Annotated in this window: 9 protein-coding genes; 2 read left to right on the top strand and 7 right to left on the bottom strand. The window is 68.9% G+C overall.

Translation table 11 applies throughout. From position 1 onward, the window contains the following. Position 1 precedes the first annotated feature (1 nt). From smpB to ftsE, 4 genes are all read right to left on the bottom strand, one after another. Positions 2-541, bottom strand: a complete 540-nt coding sequence (smpB, locus tag ACZ3ZE_RS05590; RefSeq protein WP_361179568.1) for an SsrA-binding protein SmpB — start codon at positions 539-541, stop codon at positions 2-4. A gap of 18 nt (positions 542-559) precedes the next feature. Beyond that, entirely contained in the window at positions 560-1,732 is a 1,173-nt protein-coding gene (locus ACZ3ZE_RS05595) for a S41 family peptidase (RefSeq protein ID WP_361179566.1), read from the bottom strand. Positions 1,733-1,812: 80 nt separating this feature from the next. Continuing rightward, positions 1,813-2,730 (bottom strand): permease-like cell division protein FtsX, encoded by a 918-nt coding sequence (gene ftsX, locus ACZ3ZE_RS05600; protein ID WP_361179564.1) that lies wholly within the window; start codon positions 2,728-2,730, stop codon positions 1,813-1,815. Between the two features lie 21 nt (positions 2,731-2,751). Further along, entirely contained in the window at positions 2,752-3,441 is a 690-nt protein-coding gene (ftsE, locus tag ACZ3ZE_RS05605; protein ID WP_046910798.1) for a cell division ATP-binding protein FtsE, read from the bottom strand. 271 nt (positions 3,442-3,712) lie between these two features. Between ftsE and ACZ3ZE_RS05610 the strand changes: the two genes are divergently transcribed. After that, positions 3,713-3,895: a hypothetical protein gene (locus ACZ3ZE_RS05610; RefSeq protein WP_361179561.1), complete on the top strand. Its 183-nt coding sequence runs from the start codon at positions 3,713-3,715 to the stop codon at positions 3,893-3,895. Positions 3,896-3,961: 66 nt separating this feature from the next. Here the strand turns inward: ACZ3ZE_RS05610 and ACZ3ZE_RS05615 are convergent, their stop codons facing one another. From ACZ3ZE_RS05615 to ACZ3ZE_RS05625, 3 genes are all read right to left on the bottom strand, one after another. Continuing rightward, the gene (locus tag ACZ3ZE_RS05615) at positions 3,962-4,651 is read right to left on the bottom strand and encodes a hypothetical protein (protein WP_361629932.1); all 690 of its coding nucleotides are present in this window, start codon (positions 4,649-4,651) and stop codon (positions 3,962-3,964) included. A 333-nt stretch (positions 4,652-4,984) separates the two neighbouring features. Next, the gene (locus ACZ3ZE_RS05620) at positions 4,985-5,974 is read right to left on the bottom strand and encodes a DUF3710 domain-containing protein (RefSeq protein ID WP_442304385.1); all 990 of its coding nucleotides are present in this window, start codon (positions 5,972-5,974) and stop codon (positions 4,985-4,987) included. After that, positions 5,952-12,767 carry an RHS repeat-associated core domain-containing protein gene (locus ACZ3ZE_RS05625; protein ID WP_467257462.1) on the bottom strand — a complete coding sequence of 2,272 codons (6,816 nt, stop codon included), beginning with the start codon at positions 12,765-12,767 and terminating at the stop codon, positions 5,952-5,954. Before ACZ3ZE_RS05625 ends, ACZ3ZE_RS05620 begins: the two co-directional genes overlap by 23 nt. A 610-nt stretch (positions 12,768-13,377) precedes the next feature. Here ACZ3ZE_RS05625 and ACZ3ZE_RS05630 point away from each other — a divergent pair. Next, positions 13,378-17,268 carry a hypothetical protein gene (locus ACZ3ZE_RS05630; protein ID WP_467257465.1) on the top strand — a complete coding sequence of 1,297 codons (3,891 nt, stop codon included), beginning with the start codon at positions 13,378-13,380 and terminating at the stop codon, positions 17,266-17,268. Positions 17,269-17,315: the final 47 nt, after the last annotated feature.

A 17,315-nucleotide genomic window follows, 5' to 3' on the forward strand; every position in this document is an offset into this window, starting at 1 on the left:
ACTACACCTGGCTCGCGCGCTGACGCCGCTTGGCCGCCGCGATGGCCCGGTTGGTCTCGCGCGTGTCCTGCTGCTCCCGCAGGGTCTGCCGCTTGTCGTACTCCTTCTTGCCCTTGGCGAGCGCGATCTCGCACTTCACCCGGCTGCCCAGGAAGTAGAGGGCGAGGGGCACGATCGTGTGACCCGTCTCCGACGCCTTCTGCTCCAGCTTGTCGATCTCCTCCCGGTGCATCAGCAGCTTGCGCTTCCGCTTCGCCGAGTGGTTGGTCCAGCTGCCCTGCATGTACTCGGGCACGTGGATGTTGTAGAGCCAGGCCTCGTTGCCCTCGATCTGGACGAAGCCGTCGACGAGCGACGCCCTGCCCATCCGGAGCGACTTGACCTCGGTGCCCATGAGCACCACACCGCACTCGTACGTGTCGATGATGTGGTAGTCGTGCCGCGCCTTCTTGTTCTGCGCGATGAGCTTGCGCTCCGGCCCCTTGTCCTGGCTGTTCTTCTTCGCAGGCTTGCCCTGCACGTTGACGAGTCCCTTTGCCATAGTGCGCTCATTTTCGCACTAGGAGGCCCCTCCGAGGCCACTCAATACCGTACGGGCCCGTTCCTCGGCCCGATCGCCCGCCGCGAGGTCCGGCGTGATGCCCCGGCCGTCCACCGCGTGCCCGGCGGGCGTGCGGTAGTGGCCGACGGTGAGCTCGGCGACGGAACCGTCGGGCAGCGCGCTCGGCATCTGCACCGAACCCTTGCCGAAGGTGCGGGAGCCGACCGTGACGGCCCTGCCACGGTCCTGCAGGGCCCCGGTCAGCAGCTCGGCCGCGCTCATGGTGCCGCCGTCGATCAGCGCCACCAGCGGCCGTACGGTGTCGCCGCCGCCCTCCGCGTACACCGCGCGCTGCTCGCCGTCCACGTCGTACGTGGCGACGAGCCCGCCGTCGAGGAAGGCGGAGGCGGCGACCGCGGCCTCGGCGAGCAGCCCGCCGGCGTTGCCGCGCAGGTCGAGCAGGACCCCGGCACCGGACGGCGCCGCGCGCACGGCCTTCCGGACCCGCTCCCCCGTGCCCTTGGTGAAGGCCGCCACCCTGATCAGTACGGTGCCGTCGTCGAGGCGGCGGACGGTGACGGGGTCGGTGGTGAGCCGGGCCCGGCGCAGGGGCTGCGTCCAGGAGGCGCGGCCGCGCTCCACGCCGAGGGTGACTTCGGAGCCGGAGACGCCCTCGCCGCGCAGCAGCGAGACGACCTGGGAGACGGACAGGCCGGCGACCGGGCGCCCGTCGACGGCGGTGAGCAGGTCGCCGGGGCGCAGCCCGGCCCGGTCGGCGGGGCCGCCGCCCTGGATCCGGCTGATCTCGACCCGGTCGCGGGCTGTCCTGCGGGCGGAGAGCCCGACACCCGTGTAGGCGCCGTCGAGGGCCTGCTCGAACTCGGCGTACTCGTGCTTGTCGTACACCGCGCCCCAGCGGTCGCCGCTGCGGCTGACGAACTCCTCGGCGGCCTTCTTGCCGGACTTGCCGTCGGCGACGGCCTCGGCGGCGGCACGGGCCAGCGCGGCCCGGTCGACGGTCGTACGGGTCGCCGCGGGGGCCGGCAGGAGCTCACGGACCTGCTCCCGGCGCGGCAGCGAGCCGGTGGCCGCCGCCGTACCGAGCACCCCGGCGAAGACCAACGTCAAAGCGGCCCCACGGAGAACTCCGCGGGGCCGTCGACAGAACTCGAGGCCGGCACCGGCACGCATGCGGCCCACTCTAGGACAAGCGAATGGCGCCGTACGGCTGTTGGCCGTACGACGCCATGTGGCTCACCCCGAGTGGACTGTCACACCTTCAGGTACTTGCGCAGCGCGATGAAGGCGGCAAGGGCGGGCATCAGCAGCCCCACGGCGATCACCAGCGGCAGCTTGGAGAGCACCGCGTCCCATCCGATGAAGTTGACCAGCGCCATCTTGTCGGCCAGCGCGAGGCCGTGGTCGATCAGGAAGTACCGCCCGACCAGCAGCATCACCGAGGCGACGGCGCCGCCCAGGAGACCGGCGAAGGCGGCCTCCATGATGAACGGCATCTGGATGTAGAAGTTGGTCGCGCCGACCAGCCGCATGATGCCGGTCTCACGCCGCCGGCTGAAGGCGGAGACACGCACCGTGTTGACGATCAGGATCAGAGCGATGACCAGCATCAGCGCCATCACGTAGAGCGCGACGACGTTCATGCCGTTCATCAGGTCGAACAGGTTCTGCAGGATGCCCCGCTGGTCCTGGACGGACTCGACGCCGTCCCGCCCGGCGAAGGCGGTCGCGACGACCTTGTACTTCTCCGGGTCCTTCAGCTTGACCCGGAAGGACTCCTGCATCTGGTCCGGGGTGACGACCGAGGCGATGGCCGTGTCGCCGTACTGCTCCTTGTAGTGCTTGTAGGCCTCGTCGGCGGACTCGCGGTGGACCGACTCGACGATGTCCATCTTCTTCAGATCGGCCTCGATCTGCTCCTTCTGCTGCGCGGTGACCGCGCCCTTGGCGCACTTGGGCGAGGTGGCCCCGTCGCTCTTGTTGCAGAGGAAGATGGAGACGTTGACCTTGTCGTACCAGTAGTCCTTCATCGTGCTGACCTGCTCGCGCATGAGCAGCGCACCGCCGAACAGGGCGAGCGAGAGGGCCACGGAGACGACGACGGCGAAGGTCATCGTCAGGTTACGCCGAAGACCGACCATGATCTCGGACAGAACGAACTGAGCGCGCATGTGTCTGAATCCCCTACCGGCTCAGTGCTGATATCCGTAGACGCCGCGCGCCTGGTCACGGACGAGACGGCCCTTCTCGAGCTCGATCACGCGCTTGCGCATCTGGTCGACGATGTTCTGGTCGTGGGTCGCCATGACGACGGTGGTCCCTGTCCTGTTGATCCGGTCGAGCAGCTTCATGATGCCGACGGAGGTCTGCGGGTCGAGGTTGCCGGTGGGCTCGTCCGCGATCAGCAGCATCGGCCGGTTGACGAAGGCCCGCGCGATGGCGACACGCTGCTGCTCACCACCGGACAGCTCGCCCGGCATGCGGTCCTCCTTCCCGCCCAGGCCGACCAGGTCGAGCACCTGGGGGACGGCCTTGCGGATCTCGCCGCGCGGCTTGCCGATGACCTCCTGCGCGAAGGCCACGTTCTCGGCGACGGTCTTGTTCGGCAGCAGCCGGAAGTCCTGGAAGACCGTCCCCAGCTGGCGCCGCATGTGCGGCACCTTCCAGTTGGACAGCCGGGCGAGGTCCTTGCCCAGAACATGCACCTGGCCTTGGCTGGTGCGCTCCTCGCGCAGGATCAGCCGCAGAAAGGTCGACTTTCCGGAGCCGGAGGAACCGACGAGGAAGACGAACTCCCCCTTCTCGATCTCCAGGGACACATCCCGGAGCGCGGGGCGGTTCTGCTTCGGATAGGACTTGGAGACGTTGTCGAATCGAATCACGGATGCACCACGGTCGGCCGGGAGTAGGTGTGCGTGACCATACGCGAACGGGGATGGCCCGCGCAGTCGCGGTCCGGACTTGTGTGCTTTATCCTTTTCGCCCTTCGGTACGCTCTCTCGCGGGGCGCGCCGAAAACCGCCGGAGCTGGCACAGTGGTAGGGGAACGCCCGGAACGCCCGGACCGTTCTCCTTGGTAAGGGGTCGAAGGATCGTAAAGATCACCAGGCTCGTGCGGATCACAAGGATCCCCGCGCGGGAGGAGGAGTGCGCATGACCTACGACCGACTGGTGTGCGCCAACTGCGCGGCCCCCGTCGCGGAAGGCCGCTGCCCCGTCTGCCGCGCCAACCGAGACCGCCTGCCCCAGCCGACCGGCCTGACCCCGGCGATGCTCCTGACCCTGGTGATCGCCCTGGTGGCGACGATGGCGTTGCTGGCGGCGCTGCGGGCGTAGGAACGGATCCACGCGAAGAAGGCCGGAGCGATCCGCCCCGGCCTTCCTCACAGCTCGACGCCTCGATCAGGCGACGGTCCGCCCGCCACCCACGAGACGCGGCAGCATACGGAAGCCGATACCACCGGCGATCATGGTCGCGGCGCCGATGATCAGGAACGAGGTCTCGGCGGCGCCGGTCTCGGCCAGCTCCTCCTTGGCCTTGCCCTGCTCGACGGGCTGCGAGCCGGCGTTGTTTGTGTCCGTGCCGTTGTCCACGCACTCGGCACCGTCGAGGTCGACGGTGCAGGTGCCGGCGCCGTTGTCGTTGTCGCCGTCACCCGGCGTCGACGGCTGACCGGTCGGCTTCGGAGAGTCGGTCGGACCCGGCTCCGAGGTCTTGGTCGGCTCGGGGTTCGACGTCTTGGTGGGCTCCGGGTCCGACGTCTTGGTCGGCTCCGGGTCCGTCGTCTTGGTGGGCTCCGGGTCCGTGGTCTTCGTCGGCTCGGGGTCCGTCGTCTTCGTCGGCTCCGGGTCCGTCGTCTTGGTGGGCTCCGGGTCCGTGGTCTTCGTCGGCTCGGGGTCCGTCGTCTTCGTCGGCTCCGGGCAGAGCGTCGGGTCGATCTCGCAACCCGGGTCCTCGCTGTTGACCTCGGAGCTGAAACCGATGCTGACACCCACGGCCTGCGCGGCACCGGCCGCGGTCAGCGAGGCGCCGGCGGCGATCACGGCGCTGGCCGCTATGCGCGCGACACGAACCCGCGTCTTCTTCGTCATCTGGCTGCTACCCCCAGTAGCTCAATCGTCTGTAGAGCTGCGCTCGGGGCTCGGACGGCTGGGCACGGTCGAAGCGACTCGCTGGACCTGCCCCCGTTCACACGCGCCCCAGTTACACGCATGCCGCGTGCCACCCTTCCGAGTTTCCGATGGCCAGTCAAGGTCGTTGCGCGTGCGATGCCCGAAAGATCACGAGTTGCCCTGCATGCGGCGATGCAACTGTGACGTAAACCCGGAACTTCGGCTCCCGCAACGCCAGTTCCCATGTCGACAAAGCGTCAGGATCGCCGAGGTTCCGCTTGCTCCCGCGAATCCCCCGAAGGCCTGCGCTCCTTAGACATCACCAGCCGGCCACCGCAGCCTGATGGCTGCCCCGCCCTGCCCTGCGGCATCCCGCGGACTGACCACCGTCTCCGAGAAGGCCCGGTACGCCCAGCCCTCCCCGCTGTCCCGGGCGGCACCGGTGCCGCTCACGATGCCTCTCAGAACCCATCCCGGGCCGTCGCAGCCGAGAATCCTCAGATCCTTTCGGCCTCGCGGACCAGATGACGACGTCATCGACGTGACGGCCCTGATCTCCACCCCGGCGGCGCCCGCCCACTCCCCTGCGGTGCCTCCTTGCTCCCGCAGGGTTCGAAGCATCTGCGCCCGGATCGAGTCCCATGTCTCCGGCGGTGAGGAGAAGGCCTGCAATTGGATCGCTGTCCTCCCCTTCACCAATGTGACCGCTACAACGTGATCAGCGGCGCGCATGGGGTGAATCCGCGTCCCTTCTTCCGCGAGAATTCGAAGCCCTCCCAGGTCCTTTCGCGGGCCGACGGCGCGATGCGCCTCCTCGGCGTCCCACGGGCCGCAGTCCACACCCCGGTTCGGCACAAGGGCCAGGCCACCGGAGCTCATGGCGTGATGACAAGCCTCCTCACCGAACCCAAGGATCTCCATGACCTCGTCATCGGACAGGGACTCCGCACGGGTCACGGCATGCATGAACGCGACGAGTCGCTCCAGCGTGAGCAGCTCCCGCTCCACGACCCGGCGGGCGGCCGAGAGATCGCCCAGCATTGCCTCGACCAGCTGAGTCGCTTCCTCGTCCGAGAGCCCCGAAAGCAGACCGGAAGGCTCCAGGGTCGCGTCCCGCCGTCCACCGCCCTCCCAGCGAAGCCTGAGGAGGGCCTTCAACCCGAAGAGGACGACCCATGCGGGAGTCACACGGTCCCAGACGCCCCATTGAGCGCGGGACACACTCAGCGAGGTGAGGTACCCATCCGTAGCGAACTGCTTCAGAACGGCTTGAGCATCGTCACGGACCTTGCCGTCGGACATTCCACCACCTCCTGAGACTCTGCCACCCTCGCACCCCCACGAGGGTCACCACGATGGCGGCTTCCGCGGGACCATGTGTTCCAGGCGGCCCAGCTTTGTCCAGCTGCTTCGCGACACCGGGAGCACGGCCGACCGTACTCCTGCGTGTTTCCGCCTGATCGTTCACCTCCTCCGCGGCACGCCGGGACGTGCCCTGCTCCGCCAGCGGCACACCCCGGCCCTGTGGGGTGACGTAGCCCCCGGAGTCCGGATCGAAAACGTCCGGAATCTCACTCGGGTCTTCAGAGCCCCGTCCACCGGCCTTGGGGCAGTTGTGAACAAGTACCGGGTCCGCATCGGCCAGCACGTAGTACGTGTGCATCGTCCGGACCGTCAGGTCATATGTGATCGCACGCGCGTTGTAGTTCCGCGCATGGACGACCTTCAGGGTGGTGCCGTCCGGCTGGCGCAGTTCCGTGCCGGGGGTGAGGTCCTTCGCATCTGTCCAGCGCTGCTGGGTGACGTTCCAGAAGGGGTGGTGCCAGGTCGTCGTGAGCTTCGACGGCTTCGATTTCGGAGCCTCCGAGGCGACGACCGACAGGTCGGTGAACTCGGTGTCGTCGGTCGTGACGATCTGCCGGTCGACCGGCTCGCCCGACGACACGTTCGTCTGCGGATCTGTTGCCGCGACCTCGTCACCGGGCTCGATCGCCGAGATGGGCTTCGTCGTACCGTCGGCCAGCAGGACGGGTGTCTCTCCGGTGAAGCTGTGTGTCGCGCAGGCCGGTGCCTTCGCCGCCGCCGCCTCCTCCGCCTCCGCCGCCGCGGCCTGTGCCCGTTTCTCCCTGGCCAGCACCGCCGCCGCGGCCGCCGCGTCCTCGGCCTCCTTGACCGCCTTCTCTGCCTTCCGCATGGAGCGCCACAGCTTGAAGGCCTTGTAGCCGACCTTGATCGCCTTGAAGACCTTGCCCCACGGCACCGCGTTCAGCGCGGTGTTGAGGCAGGCCATCGCGTCGCCCTTGGTGAAGCAGTTGACGGCGTCGGTGATGCCGATCAGGTCGGCGACCAGGTTGACGATCTTGTCCTTGAAGCCCTCCTGCTCCTTCTTGGCCGCGGCCGCCGTCGCGTCCGCCGTGGCCTTGGAGCGTTCCGCCGCCTCGGCCTCCGCCTTCGCGGTGCCGCTGTCGGTGTGCGTGGTGCTGCTGGTGGTGGCGGGCTTGGCGGCGTTGTTCTGCTTGTTGTAGTCGTCGATCTCCTGCTTGGTGGGCGGCTTCGAAGGTGTCTGGCCCTGGACGCCGCAGACGTCACCGTCCTTCGGGCACAGGCCGTCCGGGTCGCTCAGGGTGACCGGGCTGTTGTTGGCGTAGGAGTACGCGTTCCACTGCTCGGGATCGGCGGGGTCGAGGAGCGGGTCCGGTGAGAGGAAGCGGCCGGCCGCCGGGTCGTACTGGCGGGCGCCCAGATTGACCAGGCCGGTCGCTTCGTCCTCCTGGCCACCGACGTAGCCCCGGCTGCCCTGCCAGGTCGCCGCCGCGGTCCGCTTCTCGCCGAACGGCTTGTACTGGCGTCGGGTGACCGTCTGCGAGGCGGCGTCGATCTGGAGCTGTCCCGTGCCCTGCCGGTCGGAGACCAGGTAGGCGACCCGTTCGCCCGCGGCGTCAGCCGTGTGAACCGCGACTGTCTGGCCGCCGAGCCCGATGTACCGGGTGCCCTCGGCCTTCGTCGTTCCGCTCTTGAGCGTGAGCTCCTGGTCGCCGGTGAACAGCACGGTCTTGTCGGCGTCGCGGCGGATCAGCAGGTTGCCGACGGCGTCGTACACGTACTTGGTGGACGTGCCCGTCGCGGTGCGGGCCAGCTCCGAAAGCCTGCCCTGGTTGTCGAACGTGAAGGTGTCGGTCCCGGCCCGGTTGGTGCGGGTCCCCACGTTGCCCGACGCGTCGTAGGTGTACGAGGTGTTCAGCTCGTTCTCTGGCCCGCCCGGCGCGACCCTGCTGACCGAGGCGACCGCGTGCGCCGGGCCCTTCCCCGGCATCGGCTCCGCGTACGTGGAGACGGTGTTCTGCGTCGCGTCACCGTTCAGCGCGTGGTCGGTCTGCGTCTCCCGGTTGCCCGTGCCGTTGTACGTCCAGGTCTGCCAGTACGAGGACGCGGTCTGCGAGACCGTGCCCGCGGCACCGGAGGCCGGCGTCGACGCGCAGGCGTCGGTGCCCGTCCAGGCCGCGGTGAGCCGCTGGGCCCAGTCGTAACGGAAGCACTGTGTGTCGGTGGTGCCGTCCCCCGGCTCCGAGGTGATGCTCGTGACGTTGCCGGACGGCTGGTAGGCGTACGTCGTGCGGTCGGCGACCTTCGTGCCGGACGCGGCCACGGTGAAGGAGCTGGCGATCCGGTGCGTCTGCTCGTCGTACTGAAGGGTCTGCTGTGCGAAGTTGCCGGACGTGCCGAGGGTGAACTGCTGCGGCTCGTCGAACCGCGTCCAGTCCAGCGACGCCGCCATCGACTCGCTGCCGGCCGACTTCTGCCGCCCGAAGCGGTCGTAGTCGTAGCTCACCGTCTCCTGCGGCAGCATCCCCGCCGCGGTGTCGGTGTACGAGGCGAGCGTGCCGGTGAGGTTGTAGCGGTTCTGCGTGAGGTAGCTGCCCTGGAGATCGCCCTCCTCCGCCGGGATGATCCGGGCGGTGGCCGTGACCCGCCCGGTGGAGTCGTAGCCGAGGACCTTGTCCGTGTAGGCCCGCCCGCCGGAGTAGCTGGTGGACGAGGTGGGCAGGCCCTTCTTCAGCGAGTCGTACGTCCACGAGGCCAGCTGGTTGGCCGGCGCGGGATCGACGCCGCCGGTGGTGTCGTACTGCGCGGTCTTCCGGCCGATCTCGTCGTACGTGAAGCTGATCTGCTTCTCGCGCGCGTCCGTGACGGTCAGCACGTTCCCGGACGCGTCGTACGTCGACTGCGTCGTACCTGTGTCCGGGTCGGTCTGGGAAGTCTTACGGCCGAGCAGATCGTACGTACTGGACCAGTCGTGGCCCTGCTTGTCGTTCTGGCCGGTCTGCCGGCCCGCCGAATCGTAGGTGTAGGTGACCTCGTTGAAGGTGCCCGTCGGCGTCGGACCGTGGTAGCGCTGCAGCTTGGTGGTCTCGCCCCGCGCGTCGACGTACGTGGTGGTCGGCGTGGAGCCGGCCGGCGGCGTGACGTCAGTGCGGTCCGAGCCCGGGTACGCGTACTTCGTGCGCCAGGTCTCCGTGGCGCGGGTGTACGAGATGGCGTCCGTGACGCGGCCCGCGCCGTCGTAGACGGTTCCGGTCTGGGTGGGGACCTGGTTGTCGGGGGCGGACTCGAGGATGCCGGACGGAAGACCGGTCGCGTAGTAGGGACCGGCGGTCTTCACCGGCCAGCCGTGCGTGTCGTAGACGGTCTCGGTGATCACCCGGCCGCCGTCGACCGTCTCGGTCTGCGTCTCGCGGGCGCGCAGGAGCGCGTCATAGAGGCTGATGGAGGTGCGGTAGCTCGTGTCGTCGTTGAGCGTCTGGGTGGTGACCGTGGACACGCCAGTGCGCGACAGGTTGTACGCGAACTTGGTGTTCGCGCCGTTGCTGGTGGGGAAGCCGGGCTTCCACACCGCGGTGAGGCGGCCGAGCGGGTCGTAGGCGGTCGTGGTGGAGTATCCGGCCGCGTCCGTCACCTTGGTGACCAGGCTCCGCACGTCGAGCGTCGAGGTGGTGGAGAACCCGGCCAGCTGTCCGGTCACCTTGGGCTGAGTGACCTTGATCGTGGCCGGGGCGGTCGCCGTTGCGGCCGTATAAGCGGTCGTGGTGTTGTAGCCCCGGGCGTCGGTCTCGGTGATCTGGCGGCCGTAGCTGTCGTAGGTCGCCTTGAAGGTCGCGACAGGGTGCGTCGTTCCCGCCGCGTCGACGGAGTCGGCCTTCTGCACCATGGTCACCTCGCCCAAGGTCGGCGGGGCCAGGTTGTCCGTCTTGCCGTCGTAGAAGGTCAGGTCGTTGCTGATCAGGTCCTGCGGGTACTTCGCGGTGGCATCGCAGTTGACCGACAGGGTCTGGATGCGCCGCGGCAGGGGGAGGCTGTTGCCGGCGGCGTCCTTGGCGTACCAGGTGGTGCTGCACCTGTCGTCGGCCGTCGTGGACAGGTCGCCCTTGTCGTCGACCGCGGTGGGCAGGCCGTCCGCGTCGTAGTGCGTGACGGATTCGGTGACTCGGTCGGTGCCGTCGGCCTTGGTGGTCGTGGTGCGGGTGGACTCGTTATCGAGGGCCTGGCGGGCGACGAGCGGGTCCAGGCCTACGGCGGTACGTGCATGAGTGGCGGTCACCTTGCCCAGCGCCGGCTTGGTGACGGTGCTCGCGAGCCGCGCCCCGCCCGCTCCGTTGTAGCTGAGCGTCTCGAAGACCTGGCCGGCGAACGCGTCCTCGTCGTCGGCGGCCACTCCGCCCGTGCTGCTGGTGAGCGTGGCGGGCCAGGTGCCGGAGCCGAGCTTCTCGCCCTTCATCCCTCGGAAGTACGCGGACCGCGACAGGGTGAGCCGGTCGGGTGCCGTGCCCATCGACACGTCGACCTGCCCGTAACCGCGCCACTGGTTCCAGGTGCGGTACTTGGGCTCGGAGAGCGAGTCGTCGTTGAAGTGCCAGGCCGCACCACCGTTGTACGTGTACGAGGTCTGGACGGGCAGACCGCCGCCGAACGGGTCCTGCTGGGTCACGGTGTTGACGACGAACTTGTTGAACCAGTCGAGCTGCGGAGAGGTCTGGCCCGGCGGCGTCCAGTACGACGGATAGCACCGCAGGGTGTTGTTGTCCGGTCCCGGCGGCATCACGACCGTTCCGGCGCGGTGGCATTGAGCCGTTAGGTAGTTGACGGTGGTCACGCCGCCCGACTCGCTGACGACCTTGGTCATGCGCTGGCGGGTGATGGGCTGGTAGCCGTCGAGGCCGTCGACCCGGTTGGCGAAGCCCTGCCCTTCGAAGGTCACCTCAGGCAGTGACAGGGAGCCCCCGACCTGGCCCGTACGAGTGATGGAGCTCAGCCACAGCGACGGGGTCGTCGTGTCGCCGGTGGGAGGGAAGGTGTGGGTCAGGGCCCAGGAATCCACGTTCTGGTAGGCGGCGCCGACCAGGACCTGGGCGCGGATCCCCGTGAGGCGCTTGGTGGTCCAGTACGACGGCCCGTGGTTGTTGCACGTGCCGGTGGACGCGCAGTTCTGGTCGGCGGGTACGTCCGGCCAGCGCGTCGGCGAGGTGGTGAGTTTGGCAGCGGCGCAGTCGAAGACGTTCGGCACCGGCAGGCACCGCTCGGCCGAGTCGAAGAACACCTGGCCGGCCGCGGGTGACGCCGCGTCGTAGACCTTGTTATCGAGCTGGCCGTACTGGATCTTCGCCAGCTGACCGCCACGGGTGTACGCGGTGGGGGTGGTGGCGTTGTTCTTGCCGTAGTAACCCGTCTCGGGTGTGTACCAGAAGCTCACCGCGTTGCCGTGGTCGTCGACGGCGTAGTCGAGGTTCCAGCGGTACGCCTGCGCGCAGGACGACGCGGCGAAGGTGGACTGGTGGCAGGGCTCGTTCGCGTCGTTGCCGAAGACTGGGGTGGTCCACACCGAGTTGGTGGTGGGATTCCCGGTGGCCCAGCCGGGCAGCCGGTTGCGGCCGAAGTAGTAGTCGGTGCCGTCCGCGGTGGTGACGACCCAGTACTCGTTGTCGTTGTCGCCGTTGACCGTGTCGGTCCTGACGGTGATCTTCTCGCGGCTGTCGCTCTGCTGGTGCCAGATCTTCGCGGCATCGTCGTACACGAGCGTGTTCGAGGCGCCGTTGAGGGAGAGCGTGAGCGTCTGCGCCGCGCCGTTCCAGCACTGGTCGGAGGTCTTCGGCGTGCCTCCCGCGGCGTCGTCGGCGCAGGAGCGGAAGGAGCGCTCGATGAACCCGGGCGCGTAGTCCCAGCCGTCACCGATCCAGGAGGCCTGGGCGTTGGTGGAGGACGTGCGACCGTCCACTCCCTGGGAGTTGTAGCTCAGGGCCACGGCGGGCTTGAAGCTGCCGGGTACGTCCGGCAGACCGATCGGGTACGTGTAGGAGAACGACCCCGTGGAGCCGCCGGCGGACCACTGGCCGGAAGGCGAGAGAGAGGTGGCCGCGTACGAACCGCCGCCGCCCGTGGCCTGGCCGAGCAGGGCGAAGACGGTGGCGGTGGACGAGCCCTTCGCGAGCGGCACGTCTCCGGCGACCGTTCCCGCCTTGGCGTCGTTGACCGACGACACGGGTGTCTGCGTGCGGCACTCCGCGAGCTGCGGCGTGGTGAGGGCGCACGACGGCAGCTGCACGAGGCGCAGCCGCGAGGCCCAGTCACCGCCGTATGCCTCGGCGAACGACCGGTAGCCGACGGTCAGGCGTACGCGCCCGCCGGTACCCCCGTCGGTGCGGGCGACGGAGGTGATGAGGCCGGCGATGCCCGCCTTGGCGGCGAGCCGGCGGTCGGCGGTGCGGACCTTGACGCGACTGACCGGATCCTTGGCCCCGGCTGTCGCGGGAGCCACCCAGACGGGCAGTGCGCCGGCGCGGACGGCAGCGGCTCGCCGGCCCGCACCGGCCGGGGCGAGGGATGCCTCGGCCGTGGCCTCGGCGGGCCAGGCCACGCGGGCCTTCCTCGGGTCCCACTGCGGTGACTTGGGGAGGGCGACCGGGCGTCCCTCGACCTGTGTCACGGGAACCGGCCGGGCCTTCTCGGGGGTCACCGCGTAGTTCTGCGGCTTGTCGGCGGCGAAGGCGGTGAACGAAGGATCCGCGAGCGTCGCCACCAGGGTGAACGCGGTCGCGAGAGCCACCGAGGCGGCAGTGGCCGTCGCCCTTCCACGTCTCAGGAAAACCGCCCAACCCGATATTCGCCGTACCATTCGCGACCCCCCACAGTTCGACCGAGACAGCGCGGGCGAAACTAGCAGGGCAAGTCCTTCCCATGGGCTCACACCTGACAAGCCGAAGGTAAAGAAATCGGAAAGCGCGCCCGCTCGGCAAGTAATTAGAGGTGTCAACCGAATTAAATCGGCCACCCAAAGGAAAATCCTTGCCGTACCCGCCTGCTTGTGGCAGCGTCCCGCGCGATCATCTTTGCAACCAGACATCAGGGGGGTTCGCATGCACGATCCCAGACGCGGGCGCAATCGGTTCAGACGCCGACTGGCCGCCGTGACCTGCATTTCGCTCATGGCCGCAGCGGTTCCGAGTATGGCAATGGCCGATCCATCCACAAGCTCCGGAACAGGAAATTCCGCCATATCCCCGGGCGCGGGAACACCCGCACCGATTCCGCATAAATCGCCACCTGGTCGACTCGGCACGATGCGGGAAGTAGCGGAATCTGGCCTGACGGCCTCTCAGGAAAAGGCTCTCGATGCCGCACAGCGCGAAGCGCTGAGGACCGGGCGGGCCGTCCAGGTGGACGCGCTCACGAGCGAGACCGACCTCGTCACCGCGCACACGGGCGGCACGGTCACCTGGACCAGCAGTGTCATGCCGCAGCGCGTCCGCAGGAACGGCGCCTGGATCCCGGTGGACAGCACGCTCCACCGTGCCGCCGACGGCACGTTCCGGGCGGCCGCGGTGGTGGCGCCCCTCTCCTTCTCCGGCGGCGGCGACAGCCCCCTGGTCACCATGCGAAACGGCAAGGCCACGCTGCAGCTGAAGTGGCCCAAGTCCCTCCCCGAACCGGCCGTCTCGGGCTCCACGATCACCTACCCCGACGTGCTGACCGATGTGGACCTGACGCTGACCGCCGACACCCGCGGCGGCTTCACTCAGGTCCTCGTCGTCAAGACACCCGAGGCCGCCGCCAACCCCGAGCTGGCGTCCCTGGCGATGACCACCCGTACCAGCGGGGTCCGCGTTGACGACGACGGCCAGGGCAACCTCCAGGCCACCAGCCCCGCCGGCCAGGTGCTCTTCAGCGCCCCCGCTCCCCGGATGTGGGACTCCTCGGCCACGGCCGGCCCCTCCGGCAAGGCCGTGCCCTCCGCGGGCGCGTCGGTGTCGAGCTCACCGGACGCCCCGTCGGACAGCCGTGGCCCCGGCCGCGGTGCGCGCAGCGCCCCCGTGCGCAGCGTCGTGAACGGCTCGGCGGTGACCCTCACCCCCGACGCACGGATGCTGAAGGACCCGGCCACCCGGTTCCCGGTGTTCATCGACCCCTCATGGAGTCCGCACTACCAGACCGGCGCCAAGCAGCACTTCGTCCATGTGCAGGAAGGCTGCGCGACGGCGAAGAACTACGACTCCACGGCATACGGTAACCCGGGCGTCGGCTACAACGGCTGGTCGGGCTGCGTCGGCCGCGAGCGCAGCTACTTCCAGCTGGGCATCCCGTCCGCAGTGTGGAGCACCCACATCGTCAGCGCCACGGTGAACACCACCGAGACGTACTCGGCGAGTTGCAGCCTTTCCTCGGACATCCACCTGTACTCCTCCAACGCCATCAGCGCGAGCACGAGTTGGAGCACCCGCCCCGGCCTGGTCGCCAAGCTGGCCACCCGCGCCTACGGCCCCGCGTGCACGAGCCAGCCCTCCGGCGGCTTCGACGTGACGTCCACCATCGCCAAGGTGGCGGCGGCCAGGTCGGCTAGCTGGACCTTCGCCCTGCTCAACTCGGACGAGGGCGACAAGAACAAGTTCAAGCGCTTCGCGCCGAACCCGTCGATGAGCATCACGTACAACCACGTCCCCGACGCGCCCAGCGCCCTGTCGGTGAACATCGGCACGTCGGCCTACGGCTGCGACACGACCGCCCCGTACCCGCTCATCGGCAAGACGGTCTCTACCACCCCGCCGATCCTCACCTCGGCACTGAGCGACGGCGACAGGGACACGCTCGCCGGCACCTACTCGTACTGGATCGACGACGGGACCCCGAACAAGCTTTCGCTGACCAGCGCCAACGTGTCCAGCGGCAGCAAGGCACCGGTCCAGGTGCCGTCCACGTTCATCAACGGCCTCGCCGACGGCACGACGGTCGCCTGGCAGGCCACGGCCACGGACGGCAAGGACAGCCGCGCCAACGCCTCCGTCTGCCACTTCACCGTCGACCGGCGCGCACCTGCCCGCCCGCTGGTCGCGTCCCTCAACGGCGTCTACCCCGAGCACCAGCCCGGCGCGGCTGCCGGTACGGCCGGGACCTTCACCTTCAAGGTCGACCCGGGAAGCACGAACAACAACGCCTCCAAGTTCGTCTGGGGCCTCGACCAGAGGCCTCCCACCAGCAATCCGCCCGCCGCTCAGGTCGTGACCGCCACGAACAACGCCGGGTCGAAGTCGATCACGCCGACCACCCCCGGCACGCACATCTTCTGGGTCTACGCGATGGACGCGGCCAACAACGCCTCGGAGATGTACGGATACGAGTTCACAGCGGTCGGACACGCTCCCACGACATACCCGAACCTCGCCTCGGCCTTCAACAACACCGCGGTCTCCGACGACACGGCGCCGGCCTCCGCGGACGCCGACGGCGCCGGGTACAGCATCTCCAAGCAGGACCTGGCGGACGCCGGCTGGAAGGGCGGCGGGAACGTCACGGTGAACGGCGCCACGTTCACCCTGCCCGCCTTCGGCTCGGGGCGGGACAACGTCCTGGCCGCCAACCAGACGATCCTCATGAACGGCGCGCAGGGACGCGCACTGGTCTTCCTGGTCACCGGCACCAAGGCCGACGTCGCCTACGGCCGCAACCCCGCCGACCACTCACTTCCCGCCATCCCCGACGGCGAGGGCACGACGGCGACCGACTGCGACTACAAGACCGGCACGCCGACGGACTGCTCACCGGCCAGTGGCACCGTCAACTACGCGGACGGCACCAGCTCCCCGTACTACCTGGCCTCGCCGGACTGGGGCTCCAGCGGCGACTACTGGCTGTCCGCCGTTTCCCTCCCGCACCGGAACGGTACGAGCGGCCAGGCGGACATCCCGTCGCGGCTCTACGCGTTCGCCGTCCCGCTGAAGCCGGGCAAGGAGATCACCTCGGTGACACTGCCCGACGTCGCCGACAAGGTGGGCGCCAACGTCCCCGCGCTGCACGTCTTCGGCATGACGGTGCGCGACACGGAGAAAGCGCCGCTCACGGCGTCATGGACCGCCGGCTGGAGCGCGCCGAGCCTGGGCGCGTTCAACTACCTCTCGGGCACGACGTACTCGAACCAGACCTTCCGCGTAGCTGTGGTTCCGCAGATCAGCGGTCCCACCCTCCGTATCCGTCTCTCCAACAGCTACGGCACCACGCCGCTCGACATCGGGCGCGCCACCGTGGCCACCAGATCCGGGGGCACGGCCATCGCGACCGGCCCGCCCCTGGAGTTCACCTTCGGCGGCGGCAAGAGCGTCACGATCCCGGCCGGTGGCGAGGTCTACAGCGATCCACTGGCCTTCCCCGTGACGGCCGGGCGCAACCTGCTGGTCAGCTACCACCTGGCGAACTCCACGCAGTACCTCGTGCAGCACAGCCACTCCCCGTGGGACTTCCAGTACATGGCCCCGGTCGGCTCCGGTGACCACACACTGGACTCCGCCGGCGACACCTTCAACGCCACGGGCAACTTCCGGTGCTACTGCACCAACGTGCTCTCCGGACTCGACGTGGCCAGTGACACCGCGCAGCCGGGCATCTCCGTGCTCGGCGACGACATCGTCGACCCGGGCTGGACGGGATCGACACCCGTGATGAACACACCCACGTTCATGCACCGGCTGGCCACCCGACTGCGGGCGAACCCCCAGTCGAAGCTGCCGGCCTGGGGCATGCACAGCGCGGCCATCCGCGGGAACCGGATCACCGTCAACGACGGCAGTCCAGCGCTCCTCACCCGGCTCGACCGCGATGTCCTGTCGACGGCGGGCGTGCGCACGGCGGTCGTCTCCATGGGCGTCCAGGACATCGTCTCGGGCACGGACGACACCACGGTGAACGCCTCCCTCGGACTGCTGCGCGACGAGCTCTACGCCTGGGGGATCAAGACGGTGTTCACCACGATGACGCCTTGTTACCGCTATAGCCGGTGCACGGACGCCAACGACCTGAACGGGGTCAACGTCAACGCCTGGATCTCCGAGCAGCGGGACGTCACGGCACCGTACGTCGACCACGTCGACACCGCGGCCGCGCTGGCCGTCCCGGATGCCACCAGCACCCGTGACCCACAGCCGTGGGTCATCAGCTCGGCCGCGGACGCGGCGTACGACTCGGGCGACCACGTCAACCTCTCGCCCGCTGGCCTTCAGGCCAGGGCCGACGCGTTCGACCTGGTGACGCTCGCGCCGAGTGCGGTGCCCGGTCTGGACTGATCGCGCAGGCACAGCGCGGAGGGCCCCGCTCGGTCACGAGTGGGGCC

The sequence above is a fragment of the Streptomyces sp. NPDC023157 genome, assembly GCF_055560575.1.